The organism is Hephaestia mangrovi (assembly GCF_019880555.1).
Lineage (GTDB): Bacteria > Pseudomonadota > Alphaproteobacteria > Sphingomonadales > Sphingomonadaceae > Sphingomonas > Sphingomonas mangrovi.
Map to the genome: position 1 here is coordinate 240,001 of NZ_JAINVU010000003.1, position 16,432 is coordinate 256,432.

Here is a 16,432-nt window from a genome sequence, read left to right on the forward strand (position 1 = left end):
GACGCTGCAGGTCTTGTTCGCGCCGGCCTGCGAGGCGCGGGGCCGGCCCGGCATCCCGATTCGCAACTCGGCTTATGGCGCGGTGATCCTCACCGCCGGCTTCCTGATCGGCGTGCGATTCGGGCCGGAAGGCCTCGCCTGGGCCTGGATCGGCGCCTACCCGCTGTTCCTGATCGTATCGGCGACGCAATCGCTTCCGGCGATCGGACTGAAGGCAACCGCGCTGATTCGCGAAATCCTGCCGCCGGTCTGCGCGGCCGTCGCGATGGCATTGGCCGTCCGGCTGGTCGATCATCTGCTGCCGCCGCTGATGCCGCCCGCGCGCCTGGCCGCGCTGGTAGTAACCGGCGCGGCGGCTTATGGCGCGTGGCTGGCGCTGTTCGCGCGCAGCGCCGCACGCGAGCTCGTCGCCATCGTCCGCCGCCGGCCGCTCGCGCCGATTCAGGCCGACTGAATATAGTCGCGCATCGCCGCCGCGTCGGCCTCGATCCGCTCGATCCGATATTTGACGAGGTCGCCGATCGAGACCAGCCCGATCATGCTGCCATCCTGGATCACCGGCAGGTGGCGGATGCGCCGGCGCGTCATCAACGACAAAGCCCCCAGCACCGCATCCTTGGGCGCGACGGTGACGGGCGGCGCAGTCATCACATCGCCAACCGTGCGATCGAGCGCAGCGGCGCCATTTTGCGCCAGCGCGTAGATGACGTCTCGTTCGGAGAACACGCCGGTCACCGTATCGCCGTCGATCACCGGCAATGCGCCGATGCGCCGTTCGGCAAGCAAGGCGACGGCCTCGCTCACCCGGCTATCGGCCGAGATCGATAATACGTCATGCCCCTTGCCGTTCAGGATCGCCGCAATCGTCATGGCACCTCTCCCGTTATCGGGCCGGCGCGGCGTCGCGATTCGCGCGGCCCCGTCACGGCCGGCACATTATTCGAGTCCCTAACCGCTTGAGTGTCGCATCTTTGCCCCGATATGGCAAAGCATGACCGACCGCCCGACCGGCCTCGACGATCCCGCCGCCGCCGCCCACGCCTGGGCGCGGTTCCGCCGGGTGCTCGGCTGGATGGCGCTGGCCATCGCGGCGATCGATGCCGCGGCGATCGTCGCGATCGACCATTTCTACGGGCCACTGTCGCTGTTGACGATCATCGCCACGGCGATCGGCTTCGGCCTGACGATGCTGCTTGCCGCCGCCCTGATGGGCCTGGTGTTCATGAGTGCCGGGACCGGCCACGATCAAGCGGTCGAGGATTTCGCCAAGACGCAAAAAGGCCGGCGCCGCTTCTGAGCGGCACCGGCCCTTTATCAATTCCAGCAGGAACGATCAGCCAACCGTACCGGCAGCCTCGCTCGCGGGCGGGCGACCACGACGGCGACGCGGCTTTTCCTCGCTCTCGTCGTCATTGGCGGTCGCGCCGAGCGACGGCGGCAGGCGATCGGCTTCAAGACCCGCCTGCTCAGCCGGCGCCGGCGTCTTGCGCGGACGGCCGCGACGGCGAGGCGCCGCGACTTCGGCAACGGGCTCTCCTTCGGTCGCGCGCTCGCCCTCGACTTCGGCGGTCTCGCTCTTGCCGTTGCGCTCGGCGCTCTTGCCGTTGCGTTCGGCGCGATGCTCCCGCGGCGCTTCTTCGCCGTCATCGCCATTGTCGGCGTGGCCGTTGCCGCGACCGTTCGCACGAGGCTCGTCGCGATCGCGGCGCTGCGCCCTGTGCTGGCTCTGCTGGCGATAGTCGCCATCATCCTCGCCGTCGGTCTCGTCATCGGCGTCGGCCTCTTCGCGCTGCCGGCGATTTTCCTCGAACCGCGACTTGTTCTCGTTGAGCACGCGGAAATAGTGATCGGCGAACTGCAGGTAATATTCGGTGTTGACGCGATCACCCGCCATCTGCGCGTCGCGCGCCAGATTCTTGTACTTCTCGTAGAGCTGGTTGGCGTTGCCACGCTGGCGATTGTCGATCCGGCTGTTCGAATTCGGATTGCCTTGCGAGCGTTGCCCACCACCACCACGGCCGCGACGGCGGCCGGCCTGACGATTGTTCATCAAAGTCTGTCTGTCCTCGTCCCTTGAAAATCACCCGGCCCCACACCGAATTCGCGAACTCAGCGCGTTTCCCCTGCGCAAAAGACACCGCCGAAGCGGCGCGATCAGGCTGCCACGGCCGCCGGACTGCAGCGGCTTCATGACGAGGGATTGGGCCCAGGGCCTCTTTTCAACAACTTGGTTGAAGGTGCCCGCCCCAATTGGGGTCTTAGCCCGGCGGCGCACATTATCCAAGAGGAAATGTGGGGTGCGGGGCAGCATTTTCAAGTTACCACGATCGCGCGCGGCCGGCCGGCGAGATCGCGGCGCAGCGCCGGCGCAAGCCCGGCCGCCTCGACCAGCGCGGCGACGGCATCGGCCTGCATATGTCCGATTTCGAGAATCGCCACGCCGCCCGGGGCGATGAGGCGCGGCAGATCGGGAACGATCGCGCGATACGCGTCGAGCCCGTCGGCCCCGGCAAACAAGGCGTCCGCTGGCTCGTGCTCGCGAACTTCGGGCGGCAACACCTCATCGAGGCCGATATACGGCGGGTTGGCGAGGATCAGATCGAATTGCGACTCGATGCCCGCCGCCCAATCGCCCTCGAGCAGTTTGGCGCGCGCGCCCAGCCCCAGGCGATCCGCATTGGCGCGGGCCATCGCCAGCGCCTCGGTCGAGCGATCGACGCCGAGCCCGATCGTCTGCCGCCATTGATCGAGCGCGGCGAGCAGCAGCGTGCCCGGCCCGGTTCCGAGATCGAGGATCGTCACCGGCGACTGGTCCGCGAAATGATCCACCGCCGCCTCGATCAGCGTCTCGCTGTCCGCCCGCGGCACCAACGCGCCAGGGCCGACCGCGATGTCGATCGTCCAGAAGGCGCGGATGCCGGTGATATAGGCAACCGGCTCGTGCGCGAGGCGGCGGTCGAGCAGCGCGGCGAAGGCGGGGGGCTCGACATCGTCGAGCCGGCGCAGCAGCAGATCGTCGCGCGACATGCCGAGCGCGTGCGCCATCAGCAGCTCGGCGTCGAGGCGGGGGGTTTCGGAAACCGTGGCAAGTCGGGCGGCTGCGGCGGCAAGGGCCTGCCTTACCTTGAGCCCGCGCTCAGCCATCGATCGCGGCGAGGCGTTCGGCCTGATCCTCGGCGATCAGCGCGTCGATCAGCTCTTCCATCTCGCCTTCGAGGATTTCGGGCAGGCGATGCAGCGTCAGATTGATGCGGTGATCGGTGACGCGCCCCTGCGGAAAATTGTAGGTGCGAATCCGCTCCGAGCGATCGCCCGAGCCAACCATCGACTTGCGCGTTCCCGCCCGCTCGCTCGCCAGCCGCTCGCGCTCCGCCTCGTAAAGACGCGTGCGCAGCACCTTCATCGCCTTGGCCTTGTTCTTGTGCTGAGATTTCTCGTCCTGCTGGATGACGACCAGCCCGGTCGGGATATGCGTGATGCGTACCGCCGAATCGGTGGTGTTGACCGACTGCCCGCCCGGCCCCGACGAGCGATAGACGTCGATCCGCAGATCCTTGTCGTCGATCTGGACGTCGACCTCTTCCGCCTCGGGCAGCACGGCGACGGTCGCCGCCGAGGTGTGGATGCGCCCGCCCGATTCGGTCACCGGCACGCGCTGCACGCGGTGGACGCCGCTTTCGAACTTCAGCCGAGCGAACACCCCCTGCCCCGTCACGCTGGCGACGACTTCCTTGTAGCCGCCGGCTTCGGACGGGCTCGCCGAGATTAGCTCGACCCGCCAGCCGCGGTGATCGGCGTACCGCTGATACATCCGCATCAGGTTGCCGGCGAACAGCGCCGCCTCGTCACCGCCGGTGCCGGCGCGGATTTCGAGCATCGCCGGGCGCTCGTCGGCCGCATCGCGCGGCAACAGCGCGAGCGCGAGCTTGTGCTCGGCGGCTTCCAGCTTCTGCTGGTTGTCGTCGAGCTCCTCGGCCGCCATCTCGCGCAATTCGGGATCGGCCTCGTGGGTCATGTGCTTGAGGCTGACCGCCTCGGCACGCAGCCGCCGGACGTCGCCCGCCGCTGCCGCGACGGGCTCGAGCTCGGCATATTCCTTCGATACCGCAACGAAGCGCTCGCCGGGCAGGTCGCCAGTCGCCATCAGCGCCTGCAACTCATCCCGCCGCGCCTCGATCTGCGCGATCCGTTCGGCAGAGATGGTCGTCATGCGCCCGCCAATACCCTATGCGCTGTCCCAGCGGCGAGGGTCACTTCAACGCCCCTACCAAAGCCGCGAGCGCGACCTCGACCTGTGTGCCTGCGCCCAGATTCTTGACCGCCGCCACACTTTTGGCGATTTCGTCATCGCCGAGAATGACGGCAAAGCGCGCGCCAAGCGCATCGGCCTTGGCGAGACGTTTCTTCATATTACCCTTGAACGCCATGTCGGCGGTAATGCCGCTCCGACGCAGGTCAGCAAGCACCCCTTGCGCCGTGCTCTCGGCCGCCTCGCCAAGCGGAATGATGACGGCATCGACCCCGCGGACCGCCGGCTCCTCGATCAACATCGCCAGCCGCTCGACGCCCGCCGCCCAGCCGACCGCCGGCGTATGCGGGCCGCCCAGGCTTTCCATCAATCCGTCATAGCGTCCACCGCCGAGCACGGTGCCTTGCGCGCCCAGCCGATCGGTGACGAACTCGAAGGCGGTGTGGCGGTAGTAATCGAGGCCGCGGACGAGGCGGCTGTTGCGCGTCCACGCCACGCCGGCGGCGTCGAGGCCCTTGGTCACTGCCTCGAAATAGGCGCCTGCCTCGCTGGTCAGATGCGCGTCGATATCCGGCGCGGCGTCAGCGATCGGGCGATCGCGCGGATCCTTGCTGTCGAGGATGCGCAGCGGGTTCTTCTCGAGCCGCGTCTGGCTGTCCTCGGAAAGCTCGCTCCGATGCGCCTCGAAATGCGCTACCAGCGCCTGGCGCCACGCTTCGCGCGTTTCCGAATCGCCGAGCGTGTTGAGCTGCAGCGTCACGCCATCGTCAATCCCCAACTCCTTGAGCAACTGGTCGGCGAGCGCGAGCAGCTCCACGTCGGCGGCGGGCTCGGCCGCGCCGATCACCTCGGCATCGATCTGGTGGAACTGGCGGAAGCGGCCCTTTTGCGGGCGTTCGTAACGGAACACCGGCCCCGACGTCGCGAGCTTGAGCGGCGCATGCTGCTGCCAGCCTTCGGTCAGATAGGCGCGGCACAAGCCGGCGGTGAACTCGGGCCGCAGCGTCAGCGAATCGCCGCCGCGATCGGGGAAGGTGTACATCTCCTTCGAGACGACATCGGTGGTTTCGCCGATCGAGCGGGCGAACACCTCGGTCGCCTCGAACACCGGAATGTCGACGCGCTGGAAGCAATAGAGCTTGCGGACGCGCTCGAAGGTTTCGAGGACGTGCGCGAAGCGGCGCTGCTCCTCGCCGAAAATGTCCTGCGTGCCGCGGATGCGCTGGGGGGTCTGAATACGAGCCATAAGAGCCGGGGTATCTAGGCGACGCGATTCGAAACCGCTAGCATTTCGTCATGGCATCCGCAGGCGCGCGCTGGAGACTTGGCAACCACATCGCGCCGCCGCGCTTCGTGCTGTTCTGCATCGTATTGGCCGGGGGGCTGGCGATCGCGATCCCGCCGCTGGGCGCGGAGCGCGGCACGCTCGCGGCTTTCGACGCCGCGAGCATGCTTTTCCTGCTCGCCGTGCTGCCGTTGCTGCGAAACGCCAACGCCGCGGCGATGCGGCGCCACGCGCGGGACAATGATGCCAATCGCGTCGGGCTGTTGCTGCTTACGGGATTGGTGATGCTGGTGATCCTGGTCGCCGTCGCCGGTGAACTCAGGAACAAGACCAACCTCGTCACCATCGCATTGGTCGTCGGCACGCTGGCGCTGGCGTGGCTGTTCTCGAACATGGTCTATGCCTTGCACTATGCCCACATCTTCTATCTGGGCGACAAGGACGGCAAGGATTGCGGCGGGCTGGGCTTTCCCAACTGCGACGAGCCCGATTATTGGGACTTCGTCTATTTCTCCTTCACGCTCGGCATGACGTTTCAGACCTCGGACGTCGAAATGACCAACGGGCGGATGCGGCGCGTCGCGATCGGGCATTGCCTGGCGGCATTCGTGTTCAACATCGGCGTGCTTGCCTTCACCATCAACGTGCTCGGCGGCAGCTGAACGCCGCGTGTCGGCGGCGGCGGCAAAACATCACAGCGCGCTATAATATCGCCTCGCCGCGTCCCGAGGGCTGGACTTCCGTCGCTTCCAGACCTTATCCCGCCGCATCCTTCCTTCAGCCGAAAGGCCCCCGATGCTCCGCACGCTTGCTTTCACGTCGCTTCTGCTCGCCTCGACCGCCGCTGCCGCGCAGCTCGTTCCGGACGGCAATTCCAAGCCGCAGCCGATTCCGTTCGAGAACACGATCCCGGCGCCGCAGGACATCGAATATCCCGGCACGATGACGCTCGACATCGACGCGTCAGACACCAGCCAGGGCATTTTCCGCGTGAAGGAAGCGCTGCCGGTCGCGCAACCGGGCCCAATGGTGCTGCTCTATCCGAAATGGCTTCCGGGCAACCATTCGCCGACCGGCCAGCTCGACAAGCTGACCGGCCTCGTCATCACCGGCGACAAGGGCCAGCCGATCCGCTGGACGCGCGATCCGGTCGACGTCTACGCCTATCACATCGATGTGCCCGAAGGCGTGAAGACGCTCAACATGGTCTTCCAGTTCGCGTCCGCGACGGCGGGAAATCAGGGGCGCATCGTGATGACGCCGAACCTGATCAGCCTGCAGTGGAATTCGATGAGCCTCTATCCAGCCGGCTATTTCACGCGCGGGATCGGCGTGCAGGCGACGGTGCATTATCCGGCCGGCTTCACCGCGTCTTCGGCGCTGCCCTCCACCGCGAAGGGCCCGATCTACAGCTATCAGAAGACGAACTACGAAATCCTGGTCGATTCGCCGGTGCTCGCCGGCCGCTATTACAAGCAATGGGTGCTGTCGCCGAAGGTCAATCTGGATGTCTATGCCGACAAGCCAGCCGACCTTGCCGCGACGCCTGAACAGATCGACGCGCACAAGCGCCTCGTCGACCAGGCGGTCAAGACCTTCGGCGCCCAGCATTACGATCATTATGATTTCCTGCTGTCGCTGTCCGACCAACTCGGCGGCATCGGGCTCGAGCATCATCGCAGCTCGGAAGACGGCGCGGTCGAAAATTACTTCACCGACTGGAACAACCAGATCTACGATCGCAACCTGCTGCCGCACGAATATACCCATAGCTGGAACGGCAAGTTCCGCCGCGGCGCCGACCTGTGGACGCCCAATTTCGACGTGCCGATGCGCGACAGCCTGCTGTGGGTCTATGAAGGCCAGACGCAGTTCTGGGGTTATGTGTTGCAGGCGCGATCGGGGCTGGTCAGCAAGGCCGACACGCTCGACGAATATGCCATGATCGCGGCTTATTACGATCACATGCCGGCGCGGCAGTGGCGCGATCTGCTTGATACCACCAACGATCCGATCATCTCGCAGCGCCGCCCCAAGGGTTGGACGAGCTGGCAGCGGTCGGAGGATTATTACAACGAGGGCCTGATGGTCTGGATGGAGGTCGATTCGATCCTGCGCCAGCAATCGCATGGCACCAAGTCGATCGACGATTTCGCCCGCGCCTTCTTCGGCATCAACGACGGCGACTGGGGCGAAGTGACCTATACATTCAACGACGTGGTCAACACGCTCAACTCGATCCAGCCCTATGACTGGGCCGGTTTCCTGACCGAGCGTCTGCAGGGTCTGTCGAAGGACGCGCCGCTCAACGGGTTCGTGCAGAACGGCTACAAGCTCGTCTATACCGACCAGGAATCCACCGTCTTCAAGCAAGCGGAAACCAACCGCAAGAAGACCGACGCCAGCTATTCGATCGGCCTCGCCGCGGGCAATGACGGCGATCTCGTCAGCGTGATCTGGGACAGCCCGGCGTTCAAGGCCGGGCTCGACCTCGGCGATACGATCGTCGCGATCAACGGCAAGGCCTATTCGGGCGACGTGCTCAAGGACGCGATCGTCTCGGCGAAGACCGACAAGAACCCGATCCACTTCACGGTGAAGCGCGACGGCGATTTCCGTGACGTCGCCATCGACTATCATGACGGCCCGCGCTATCCGCACCTCGTGAAGGTCGGCACCGGAGAGACCGGCCTCGACAAGCTGCTCGAACCGAGACCATAAGCCCGGTCGAGCCAGGATATTGATTGGGGCTCGGCCGCGCGGTCGAGCAGCCGCACCGGCCCGCTCCCCACCCTACCTCCCATAGATACTGCCGTTGGGAGGCCGGGTGGGGCAGCGGGCCGGCGTGGCCTAGTGACGAAGGAAGCAAGAATGCGTATCGACATGGTGCCCGTCGGCGACAATCCGCCCGAAAGCCTCAACGTCATCATCGAAGTGCCCGTCGGCGGCGAGCCGGTGAAATATGAGTTCGACAAGAAATCGGGCGCGCTGTTCGTCGATCGCATCCTGCACACGCCGATGCGCTATCCGGCCAATTACGGCTTCGTGCCGCACACCCTGTCGCCTGACGGCGACCCGATCGACGCGCTGGTCGTCGCGCGTTCGCCGTTCGTGCCGGGCTGCGTCGTCCGCGCGCGCCCGATCGCGGTGCTCAACCTCGAGGACGAGCATGGCGGCGACGAGAAGCTGATCTGCGTGCCGGTAGATTCGACCTTTCCTTATTACGCCAATGTCGGCGAGAAGGCCGATCTACCGCCGATCATCTTCCAGCAGATCGAACACTTCTTTACGCACTACAAGGATCTCGAGTCCGAAAAGTGGGTGCGCATCGGCAAATGGGGCGATGCCGAGGAAGCCAAGCAGGTGCTGCTCGAAGCGATCGAGCGCGCCAAGAACGACAAGGCGGCCTAAAAGGGGAACGCCCAACGCACGCGGATCAAATTCCAGGGTGCGTGGAATTCAGTTCAGGGTGAGGCGAAATGCCATGCCTTGCAGCCCGCCATGGGCTGAAAACCGCGCATCCTAGTCTCGCGTTCCCCACCGCCAGCGCCAGCCGCCGGCGGTCTTGTGCCAGCTGATCGCGGTCAGCGCGAGGATCAGGCCGGCCGCGACGATCAGCCTGGTCAGCCGCGGCTCGACAAATCGCATGTCGAGCACGACCAGGCCGATGGTGCCGAGCGTCAACGCCCAGCCTTGCCATGTCGCCGGCGTCGCCCCGATGCCGAACAGCTTGGGCACGAACCAGTCATCCTCGTCGCGCGGCGGTGACGGCTTATTGTCTCGGCTCATGAATTCGTCTCCGTCTTGGGCGGTCGGCCGCGGCGCGGGCGGACCGGTTCGGCCAGCTTGATCCCGCGCCGCGCCAGCGCTTCGCGCAACAGGCATTCCACTTCGGCATTGACGCTGCGCAAGTCGGCCGCGGCAGCGCGCTCGACCGCCGCGTGAAGCGCGGGATCGAGGCGCAATGCAAAGGCCTTCTTGGGGGGCGCTGCCAACGATCTTCCCTATTGATAGAGCGTGCCGGCATTGACCACCGGCTGCGCGTCCCGATCGCCGCACAGCACGACCATCAGGTTCGAGACCATCGCCGCGCGACGCTCGTCGTCCAGCTCGACCACCTGCTTGGCGGAAAGCTGGCCAAGCGCCAGCTCGACCATGCCCACCGCGCCCTCGACCAGCGTGGTTCGCGCCGCGACCACCGCCTGCGCTTGCTGGCGGCGCAGCATCGCGCCGGCGATCTCCGGTGCGTAAGCAAGATGGGTAAAGCCGCATTCGTCGACGGTGATCCCGGCCACCACCAGCCGCGCGATCAGCTCGGCGCGCAATTCCTGGCCGACCTGCTCGTGGTTGCCGCGCAGCGTCACCTCCTGATGGCTGAAATCGTCATAGGGATAGCGCGATCCGATCGTCCGCACCGCCGCCTCGATCTGGACGGTCACGAACGCCTTGTAGTCGTCGACATCGAACAGCGCCTGGGCGGTATCGGTGACGCGCCATACCACTTGCGCCGCCATCTCGATCGGGTTGCCCCGCAGATCGTTGACCTTGATCTTCTCCGAGATGATGTTGTTGGCGCGCACCGACAGCTTCTTGCGCATCATCCAGGGCAGCACCCAGCGCAGGCCGGTGACGCGGTCGGTGCCGCGATAGGCGCCGAACAAGGTGATCGCCACCGCCTGGTTGGGCTGAACCATGTAGAAGCCCGACAGCACGAAGATGAATCCCACCACGCCGACGATAAGCAGCGTCGCCCCCTCCGCAGTACGCGACGGCATCAGCACGCCGCCCGCGATCGCCACCGCCAGCGTCATCATCAGGACGATGAGCATGGCATAGCCGTTGGCGCTCTGCGCCGACTGTTCTTCGGAGCGATTGAGCGCCTGTTCGGCGCGGCGTGGAGACATGGAAACCGATTCAGACATGATCGTGACCCCTGTAAAAGATGATATCATCTTTATATCGTCTTTAGGGGATCACCAAGCGAAATCGATCGGCGTGGCGGCGTCGGATGATCCGAAACCCTGTCTCGCGCCGAAAAATGCGCTAAGCCTGTCGGCAACGGTACATCACAACGGGATCAAGAATGGCGATCGAGGAGATGGAGGCACTGCCGGCGACGGCGGGCCTCGACGACCAGCCCCATTTCATGGGCCACCCCGTCGGGCTCTACTTCATCTCCTTCACCGAGGCGTTCGAGCGGTTCAGCTATTACGGCATGCAGGTGTTGCTGGTGCTGTACATGGTCAAGCAGCTCCTGCTCGAACCGCATGTCGGGCGGATCGCCGGGTTCGACGGGTTCCGCGTTGCGCTGAGCTACATCTACGGCGCGGCGCCGACCAACGAGGCGCTCTCGTCGCACATCTTCGGGCTCTACACGAGCCTGGTCTATCTCACCCCGATCCTGGGCGGCGTGATGGCCGACAAATGGCTCGGCAAGACCCGCGCGATCGTGCTCGGCGCATCGATGATGGCGGTCGGCCACTTCCTGATGGCGTTCGACTATTCGTTTCTCGTCGCGCTGCTCATGCTGGTGCTCGGCGTCGGGCTGCTCAAGGGCAATCTCGCCAGCCAGGTCGGCTATCTCTATCCGGCGGGCGACAATCGCGCGGCGGACGGCTTCCAGGTCTATTATATCGGCATCAACGCGGGCGTCATCATCGCGCCGCTGATCTGCGGCTATCTGGGTGAGGATGTCGGCTGGCATTACGGCTTCGGCGCCGCCGGCGTCGGCATGGTGATCGGCCTGATCATCTATTTGTCGGGGCGCCGTTATCTCCCGCCCGATCCGAAGCTCGACAAGGGGGCCGCCGTCGCGCCCAGGGCCGCGCTTTCGCGGCGCGACTGGCAAGTGCTGATCCTGCTGCTGCTGCTGATTCCGGTGCTCGCGATCGGGTCGATCGGCAATCAGGAATTGTACAACGCCTATCTGCTCTGGGCCGATCGCAGCTATGATTTCAACCTGTTCGGCCATCGCATGCCGACCACTTTCCTGGCGACGCTCGACGCCACCGTCAGCGTAACCTTCCTCGTCGCGGTGGTCGCGTTCTGGCGCTGGTACGGCAAGCATTGGCGCGAACCCGACGAGATCACCAAGGTCGCGCTGGGCTGCTTCATCTCGTCGATCGCCTTCGTCATCCTCGCGATCGTCGCGGCTCACGCGGCGGCGACCGGCACCAAGGTCAGCCTGTGGGTCGCGCTGGCGGTACACTCGATCAACTCGATCGGGTTCGCCAATGTTTTCCCGGTCAGCCTCGCGCTCTATTCGCGCGCATCGCCACGCGCGATCGGGGCGACCATGCTCGGCATCTATTATCTGTTCCTGTTCGGCGCGAACACGCTGGTCGGCTGGGTGGGCGCCTGGCTGGATCAGATGCCGCCGCTCCACTTCTGGGGCTTGCACGCGGTTGCGATCATCGCCGCCGGGCTGGTCTTCACTGCGGTCAAGTTGGTGTTCGGCGGGCTTCTTCAGGCCGCCGAGGAAGAAGCCGTGCCGAACGCCGAGCCGCTGCCCGCCTGAATCTGCGGCCGGCGCAGGGTCCACAGCATGGCGGCAAGAAAGAGCGTGGCGATCGCGCCGTAGAGCCACAGGCCCGACCACGGGCTCCATCCCCAATGCTCGGCGGGAAAATCGCGCAGCGCGCCCCAGGCGAGCCGCTTGTCGATGATCCAGGTCACGACCGGCCAGCGAATGAACTCGGGCGCGGTGATATCGACCGCGGCGATAATCAGGTTGAGCGCCATCGACGCCGCCAGCAGCGCGGCGAGGGCCACCCGCGCCGCGCGATGCCGGCACCATGTCCATAGCGGCCCGAGGCCAAGCGCGAGGAAACCGATCGCCGGCACCGACAAGCGCGGACCGGTCGACGAGCCGCCGTCCCAATAGACATAGGACGCGTTGATCAGGATCACGATCGCCGCCACCGCGACCGCCATGATACCAAGGTCGCGCGTCTCGCGTTGCCGGATCATCTGCACCAGCCCAATCGGCGCGACGAGCAGGATCGGCGCGACCCAGATCAATCCCTTTTCGGCGCCGGCCAGGATTTCACCGATCACCTCGGGCTTGGGATAGGTCAGCCCGAACAGGCCCTGCTGCATCCCCGAAAAGCCGACCACCCCTTCGTAGCCGAGCTTGAGCAGCGTGCCGAACGCGACGAGATTGTAGATCGCCAGCGGCACCAGCGCGACAATCGCGCCGCCGGCCGCCAGCGCCATCGACCGCCAGCGGGCCGAAGCGGGATAGCGCCACAGCCGCCACAATGCCCACACACCGATCGCGACGCCGCTCAGCGCCGCCTGATATTCGACGACGATCGCCCAGCCGAGCGCCAGCCCGGCGAGCAGCGCCTGCGCCCCGCTCGGCGCCGCGTCGCGCGTGCCGCGCCAGATCGCGATGGCGGCGATGAGCAACAGTCCCGCGGCCGAGGCATGGCCGAAGATCGTCGTCGACCAGCCCCAGATCGGCGTGCCCAACGCATAGCTCAGGCTCGCGAACAAGCCTGCAGCCATGCTGCCTGTAAGCTCCGCTATCATGACGAACAGCAGCGCCGTGGCGATCGCGGTGATCAGCGCAGAGGTCAGCGCCGCCGCGAGCCTGATTCGCGGGCGCATCATGCCGCTCGCCCCCACTTCGCAAATCAGCAATCGCGCCTGTCGCGCGTTGGTGCCGGTGACGGCGTTTACCGCCGCAACCACCGGCACCGCCATCAGCGTCATGCCCGGCGCCTTGTCCATGTAATAATGATCGCCGAACCGCGCCTTGTCGATCGTCAGCGGGGCGTAATCGTCGATCGTCGCGTCATGATCCTCGACCAGCGAGATCGCCGCGAACATCCGCGTCGCGTTGTTCGGATTGAGCTCGTCCGATCCGAACCACGCGCCGGACAGCCAGACGAACACGAACAGCAAGGCGGCGATTCGCGCCCGCGCGACGCCCGGTGCGATCATCTCGGCATTATCCACGAAAAACTACGGAATGTCGGCCTGCTCGGCCTCGCGGCGCTTCTTTTCCTGCCGCCACGCCTGCGCCTGTTTGGAGAAACAACCCGTGTCGCTCCCCGCGCCCGAGACGCCGCAGCTGCCGATCCCCGACGTGCCCGCGTTGAGCGTATCCTGGCTACGCGCCGTCCAGCTTTCATTCTCCGGCGTGATTTCCAGCTGGCGCAGTTCCTTGGGAATGCGGAATTGCTCGTCGGCGTCACGGCGCTTGCACACGACGATCTCGCGCCCGCTCGAATCGGTCGGGCATTTCTGGTTGCCGTAAATTACAAGCACGCCGTTCTCGACCGCGTTCTGCGCCGATGCCGGCACGGCAACGATGATGCCGCCGATGGTCATCCCCGCCGCCATCGCCGCGGCCCGCCAGATCGCCATAGCTCTGCTCCTTCGCTCCGCATAACGCCCGGCCCGCGATGAACGTGCCATGAGCATTCCTATCAGATCCGCTTGGCCAGCGCGATCGCCGCGCGACAGCCGAATCGGATCGCCGCTGCCATCAACGGATAGGCCGGGGCGTTCTCCGCGCCGCTCGCCAGCGCGGTATCACGATGTTCGAGCTCCTCGGCCTGGAACTCGGCGATCGCTTCGCTCAGCTCGGGATCATCGTCGCCGAGCGCCGTCAATTGATCGGCATAATGCTTGTCGATCTCGGTCTCCACCGCCGCGGTGCAGGCCATCGCGGCTTCGGGGCCGGTCGCCGCGGTGACGGCGCCGAGCGCGAAGCCAGCAGCGCTCCAGAACGGCTGCAGCAGCGTCGGCCGCACGTTGTTCCGCACGATCATCCGGTCGAAATACGCGAGGTGCCGCTCCTCCTGCCGCGCCATGCCGGCGATCGAGCGCGCCATCGGTGACCGGTCGCCCATCACCGCAAGCTGCCCGGCATAGATGCGCGTCGCGCCATATTCCCCGGCCTGATCGACCCGAATCATCGATGCGCGTGCCGTCGGGCGATCGCCGGGTTTCCAGCCGCTCATGCCGCGCGGTCCTTGCGAGTCATCAGCCATGCGACGATCAACGCGCCACCCAGCGAAAAGATCGCGTTGAACCCGGCGAGCGAAATGCCGGCGAGCGTCCATTGCGGCTGATCGCACCGCACGATCGGCGCGGCCATGATCGCCTGGAGCATGTCATTGGTCGAGCCGCCCGACGGAATCTCGCTGGTGCAGGCGGTCATGCCCGCCCACCAATGATATTCGGTACCGGCATGATAGACACCGATCGCGCCCGAGATCGCGATCGCCAGGGCGGCGAGCCACACCAGCGCGCGCCGGCTGGCGATGCCCGGCGCCACGAAAGCGAGCGCCGCGATGACGACCGCCGCATAATGCGGCCAGCGCTGCCAATGACACATCTCGCAAGGCACGAGACCGCCGAAAATCTGCGATCCCCAGGCACCCGCGAGCAAGGAAGCGGGCAACAGCAGGGCAATCCACCGCGCCAGCGTCGACGATCTATTGCCCATCGGTCAGTGCGCCTTGTCGGCGGGCTTCTTCGCCGCGGCATCGGGCGCGGGCTTCTTGATCAGCGCCGCGACCTGGGCCGGGCCACCGAGCCGCGCGATCGTCTTGGCCGCATAATAGAGCTGGAAATCGTCGATCCCCTGCTTCTTCAGCTGGTCAGCGGTTTCGCTGAACATCGGATCGTCCTTGTCGTCCTGCTCGATCGCCGCATCGTCGGCCTTGAGCTCGTTGATCAGGTGCTGGCGTAGATCGTCTTCGCGGAACACCGGGCGATCCTTGTAATCGGGATCGCTGAGATCGGGGACGACGACGTCGGGATTGATACCGCCTTCCTGCACCGACCGGCCCGACGGCGTGAAATAGCGCGCCGTAGTCAGCCGCAGCGCGGTATCCGGGCTGAGCTGGATCAGCGTCTGCACCGATCCCTTGCCGAAGGTGCGTTCGCCCATCACGATCGCGCGATGCTGATCCTGCAGCGCGCCGGCGACGATTTCCGACGCCGAAGCGGTGCCGGCATTGGTCAGCACGATCACCGGCAGGCCATGGGCATCATCGCCCGGCTTGGCGTAATAGCGTTCGATATCGGTCTTCTCGCGACCGCGCTGCGAGACGATCTCGCCATGGTTCAGGAAGGTATCGGAGACCGAAATCGCCTCGGTGAGAAGCCCGCCGCCATTGTCGCGCAGATCGATGACATAGCCTAGCGGCTGATGGCCGAGCGCCTTCTGGATCGAGACCATCGCGGCGCGGGTATCGTCGCCGGTATGATCGGAGAAGGTGTTGATGTTGAGCACGCCGACGTCGCCCATCACCGACCATTTTACCGGCTTCTGCTCGATGATCTCGCGCGTCAGCGTGACGTCGATCGGCTTGTCCTTGCCGGGGCGCAGCAACTCGAGAGTAACCTTGGTGCCCGGCTTGCCGCGCATCTGCTGGATCGAATCGTCCAGCGGCTCGTCATAGACCGACTTGCCGTCGATCCGGGTGATATAGTCGCCGGCCTTGATCCCGGCCTTGTCGGCGGGCGTGTCCTCCTGCGGCGCGATCACCTTGATGAGGCCGCTATCGGCAGTGACGGTGAGGCCAAGCCCCCCGTAATTGCCGTTGTTGAGGATTTGCAGGTTCTGATAATCGAGCCCGGTTTCGTACGAGCTGTGCGGATCGAGCGCCGCCAGCATCCCGTCGATCGCGCCCTTGACCAGCGTCTTGTCGTCGACCTTGTCGACATAATCGGCCTTCACCCGATTATAGACGTCCATGAACTTGTCGAGCTCGCGATAGGTGTCGGTATCGACCTGCGCCATCGCGCTGGTGCCAAGGGGAATAAGAGCCAGGGCGCCGACGATTGCGGTGGCCTGAAGCAGGTTACGGGGCATGGACGCTCGATCTCACGAAGGACAGTGCTGGCGGCGACACTAACGCCAAACGCGCGCGGTTCCT

19 protein-coding genes (1 of these 19 cut by a window edge) are annotated in these 16,432 nt (G+C 65.5%); 6 read left to right on the forward strand and 13 right to left on the reverse strand.

Translation table 11 applies throughout. The features are described 5' to 3' along the window. Positions 1-454 carry the 3' portion of a lipopolysaccharide biosynthesis protein gene (locus K7G81_RS08515; RefSeq protein ID WP_223030336.1) on the forward strand. The gene continues 1,040 nt to the left of window position 1, outside the view, so 454 of the gene's 1,494 nt are visible here — the last part of the coding sequence; its start codon lies off the left edge, out of view; it ends in the stop codon at positions 452-454. Here the strand turns inward: K7G81_RS08515 and K7G81_RS08520 are convergent. Further along, positions 442-870 carry a CBS domain-containing protein gene (locus K7G81_RS08520; RefSeq protein WP_223030337.1) on the reverse strand — a complete coding sequence of 143 codons (429 nt, stop codon included), beginning with the start codon at positions 868-870 and terminating at the stop codon, positions 442-444. The genes K7G81_RS08515 and K7G81_RS08520 overlap by 13 nt on opposite strands. A 121-nt stretch (positions 871-991) precedes the next feature. Here K7G81_RS08520 and K7G81_RS08525 point away from each other — a divergent pair, with 121 nt between their 5' ends. Then, positions 992-1,297: a hypothetical protein gene (locus tag K7G81_RS08525; RefSeq protein ID WP_223030338.1), complete on the forward strand. Its 306-nt coding sequence runs from the start codon at positions 992-994 to the stop codon at positions 1,295-1,297. A 36-nt stretch (positions 1,298-1,333) separates the two neighbouring features. Here the strand turns inward: K7G81_RS08525 and K7G81_RS08530 are convergent, their stop codons facing one another. From K7G81_RS08530 to hisS, 4 genes are all read right to left on the reverse strand, one after another. After that, complete coding sequence (locus K7G81_RS08530) at positions 1,334-2,050, reverse strand: DUF4167 domain-containing protein (protein ID WP_439649538.1); 717 nt, start codon at positions 2,048-2,050, stop codon at positions 1,334-1,336. Positions 2,051-2,313: 263 nt separating this feature from the next. After that, on the reverse strand, positions 2,314-3,144 hold the full coding sequence (prmC, locus tag K7G81_RS08535; RefSeq protein WP_223030340.1) for a peptide chain release factor N(5)-glutamine methyltransferase: 831 nt from the start codon (positions 3,142-3,144) through the stop codon (positions 2,314-2,316). After that, positions 3,137-4,210: a peptide chain release factor 1 gene (prfA, locus tag K7G81_RS08540; RefSeq protein WP_223030341.1), complete on the reverse strand. Its 1,074-nt coding sequence runs from the start codon at positions 4,208-4,210 to the stop codon at positions 3,137-3,139. The genes prmC and prfA overlap by 8 nt, the downstream gene beginning before the upstream one ends. A 40-nt stretch (positions 4,211-4,250) precedes the next feature. Next, complete coding sequence (gene hisS / locus K7G81_RS08545; protein ID WP_223030342.1) at positions 4,251-5,495, reverse strand: histidine--tRNA ligase; 1,245 nt, start codon at positions 5,493-5,495, stop codon at positions 4,251-4,253. 50 nt (positions 5,496-5,545) lie between these two features. Here hisS and K7G81_RS08550 point away from each other — a divergent pair, with 50 nt between their 5' ends. The 3 genes from K7G81_RS08550 to ppa all read left to right on the forward strand — a co-directional run bounded on the left by K7G81_RS08550 (position 5,546) and on the right by ppa (position 8,945). After that, entirely contained in the window at positions 5,546-6,196 is a 651-nt protein-coding gene (locus K7G81_RS08550) for a DUF1345 domain-containing protein (protein ID WP_223030343.1), read from the forward strand. Between the two features lie 133 nt (positions 6,197-6,329). Next, entirely contained in the window at positions 6,330-8,255 is a 1,926-nt protein-coding gene (locus K7G81_RS08555) for a M61 family metallopeptidase (RefSeq protein WP_223030344.1), read from the forward strand. Positions 8,256-8,405: 150 nt separating this feature from the next. After that, positions 8,406-8,945: an inorganic diphosphatase gene (gene ppa / locus K7G81_RS08560; protein WP_223030345.1), complete on the forward strand. Its 540-nt coding sequence runs from the start codon at positions 8,406-8,408 to the stop codon at positions 8,943-8,945. A 111-nt stretch (positions 8,946-9,056) separates the two neighbouring features. Here the strand turns inward: ppa and K7G81_RS08565 are convergent, their stop codons facing one another. The 3 genes from K7G81_RS08565 to K7G81_RS08575 are packed head-to-tail and all read right to left on the reverse strand — an operon-like array spanning position 9,057 to position 10,309. Further along, positions 9,057-9,323 carry a hypothetical protein gene (locus K7G81_RS08565; protein ID WP_223030346.1) on the reverse strand — a complete coding sequence of 89 codons (267 nt, stop codon included), beginning with the start codon at positions 9,321-9,323 and terminating at the stop codon, positions 9,057-9,059. Beyond that, the gene (locus K7G81_RS08570) at positions 9,320-9,529 is read right to left on the reverse strand and encodes a type II toxin-antitoxin system antitoxin (RefSeq protein ID WP_223030347.1); all 210 of its coding nucleotides are present in this window, start codon (positions 9,527-9,529) and stop codon (positions 9,320-9,322) included. Before K7G81_RS08570 ends, K7G81_RS08565 begins: the two co-directional genes overlap by 4 nt. A gap of 9 nt (positions 9,530-9,538) precedes the next feature. Continuing rightward, positions 9,539-10,309: an SPFH domain-containing protein gene (locus tag K7G81_RS08575; RefSeq protein WP_439649541.1), complete on the reverse strand. Its 771-nt coding sequence runs from the start codon at positions 10,307-10,309 to the stop codon at positions 9,539-9,541. A gap of 308 nt (positions 10,310-10,617) precedes the next feature. Here K7G81_RS08575 and K7G81_RS08580 point away from each other — a divergent pair, with 308 nt between their 5' ends. Beyond that, positions 10,618-12,051: a peptide MFS transporter gene (locus tag K7G81_RS08580; protein WP_255586805.1), complete on the forward strand. Its 1,434-nt coding sequence runs from the start codon at positions 10,618-10,620 to the stop codon at positions 12,049-12,051. On the opposite strand, the gene K7G81_RS08585 is transcribed toward K7G81_RS08580, so the two are convergent. From K7G81_RS08585 to K7G81_RS08605, 5 genes are all read right to left on the reverse strand, one after another. Then, positions 12,000-13,481, reverse strand: coding sequence for a hypothetical protein (locus K7G81_RS08585; RefSeq protein WP_223030349.1), 1,482 nt, complete (start codon positions 13,479-13,481; stop codon positions 12,000-12,002). The genes K7G81_RS08580 and K7G81_RS08585 overlap by 52 nt on opposite strands. Positions 13,482-13,502: 21 nt before the next feature. Beyond that, positions 13,503-13,907: a hypothetical protein gene (locus K7G81_RS08590; protein WP_255586806.1), complete on the reverse strand. Its 405-nt coding sequence runs from the start codon at positions 13,905-13,907 to the stop codon at positions 13,503-13,505. A gap of 62 nt (positions 13,908-13,969) precedes the next feature. After that, on the reverse strand, positions 13,970-14,506 hold the full coding sequence (locus tag K7G81_RS08595) for a demethoxyubiquinone hydroxylase family protein (protein WP_223030350.1): 537 nt from the start codon (positions 14,504-14,506) through the stop codon (positions 13,970-13,972). Continuing rightward, positions 14,503-14,994, reverse strand: a complete 492-nt coding sequence (locus tag K7G81_RS08600) for a disulfide bond formation protein B (RefSeq protein WP_223030351.1) — start codon at positions 14,992-14,994, stop codon at positions 14,503-14,505. The genes K7G81_RS08595 and K7G81_RS08600 overlap by 4 nt, the downstream gene beginning before the upstream one ends. Positions 14,995-14,997: 3 nt before the next feature. Continuing rightward, a complete protein-coding gene (locus K7G81_RS08605) occupies positions 14,998-16,368 on the reverse strand; it encodes a S41 family peptidase (RefSeq protein WP_223030352.1) in 1,371 nt (456 codons plus the stop codon). Between the last annotated feature and the right edge of the window lie 64 nt (positions 16,369-16,432).

Bases quoted from the DNA above. Each gene is read 5' to 3' on its own strand.
- K7G81_RS08520 (WP_223030337.1), bottom strand. From the start codon at position 870: ATGACGATTGCGGCGATCCTGAACGGCAAGGGGCATGACGTATTATCG.
- K7G81_RS08525 (WP_223030338.1), top strand. From the start codon at position 992: ATGACCGACCGCCCGACCGGCCTCGACGATCCCGCCGCCGCCGCCCAC.
- K7G81_RS08530 (WP_439649538.1), bottom strand. From the start codon at position 2,050: ATGAACAATCGTCAGGCCGGCCGCCGTCGCGGCCGTGGTGGTGGTGGG.
- prmC (WP_223030340.1), bottom strand. From the start codon at position 3,144: ATGGCTGAGCGCGGGCTCAAGGTAAGGCAGGCCCTTGCCGCCGCAGCC.
- prfA (WP_223030341.1), bottom strand. From the start codon at position 4,210: ATGACGACCATCTCTGCCGAACGGATCGCGCAGATCGAGGCGCGGCGG.
- hisS (WP_223030342.1), bottom strand. From the start codon at position 5,495: ATGGCTCGTATTCAGACCCCCCAGCGCATCCGCGGCACGCAGGACATT.
- K7G81_RS08550 (WP_223030343.1), top strand. From the start codon at position 5,546: ATGGCATCCGCAGGCGCGCGCTGGAGACTTGGCAACCACATCGCGCCG.
- K7G81_RS08555 (WP_223030344.1), top strand. From the start codon at position 6,330: ATGCTCCGCACGCTTGCTTTCACGTCGCTTCTGCTCGCCTCGACCGCC.
- ppa (WP_223030345.1), top strand. From the start codon at position 8,406: ATGCGTATCGACATGGTGCCCGTCGGCGACAATCCGCCCGAAAGCCTC.
- K7G81_RS08565 (WP_223030346.1), bottom strand. From the start codon at position 9,323: ATGAGCCGAGACAATAAGCCGTCACCGCCGCGCGACGAGGATGACTGG.
- K7G81_RS08575 (WP_439649541.1), bottom strand. From the start codon at position 10,309: ATGCCGTCGCGTACTGCGGAGGGGGCGACGCTGCTTATCGTCGGCGTG.
- K7G81_RS08580 (WP_255586805.1), top strand. From the start codon at position 10,618: ATGGCGATCGAGGAGATGGAGGCACTGCCGGCGACGGCGGGCCTCGAC.
- K7G81_RS08585 (WP_223030349.1), bottom strand. From the start codon at position 13,481: ATGATCGCACCGGGCGTCGCGCGGGCGCGAATCGCCGCCTTGCTGTTC.
- K7G81_RS08590 (WP_255586806.1), bottom strand. From the start codon at position 13,907: ATGGCGATCTGGCGGGCCGCGGCGATGGCGGCGGGGATGACCATCGGC.
- K7G81_RS08595 (WP_223030350.1), bottom strand. From the start codon at position 14,506: ATGAGCGGCTGGAAACCCGGCGATCGCCCGACGGCACGCGCATCGATG.
- K7G81_RS08600 (WP_223030351.1), bottom strand. From the start codon at position 14,994: ATGGGCAATAGATCGTCGACGCTGGCGCGGTGGATTGCCCTGCTGTTG.
- K7G81_RS08605 (WP_223030352.1), bottom strand. From the start codon at position 16,368: ATGCCCCGTAACCTGCTTCAGGCCACCGCAATCGTCGGCGCCCTGGCT.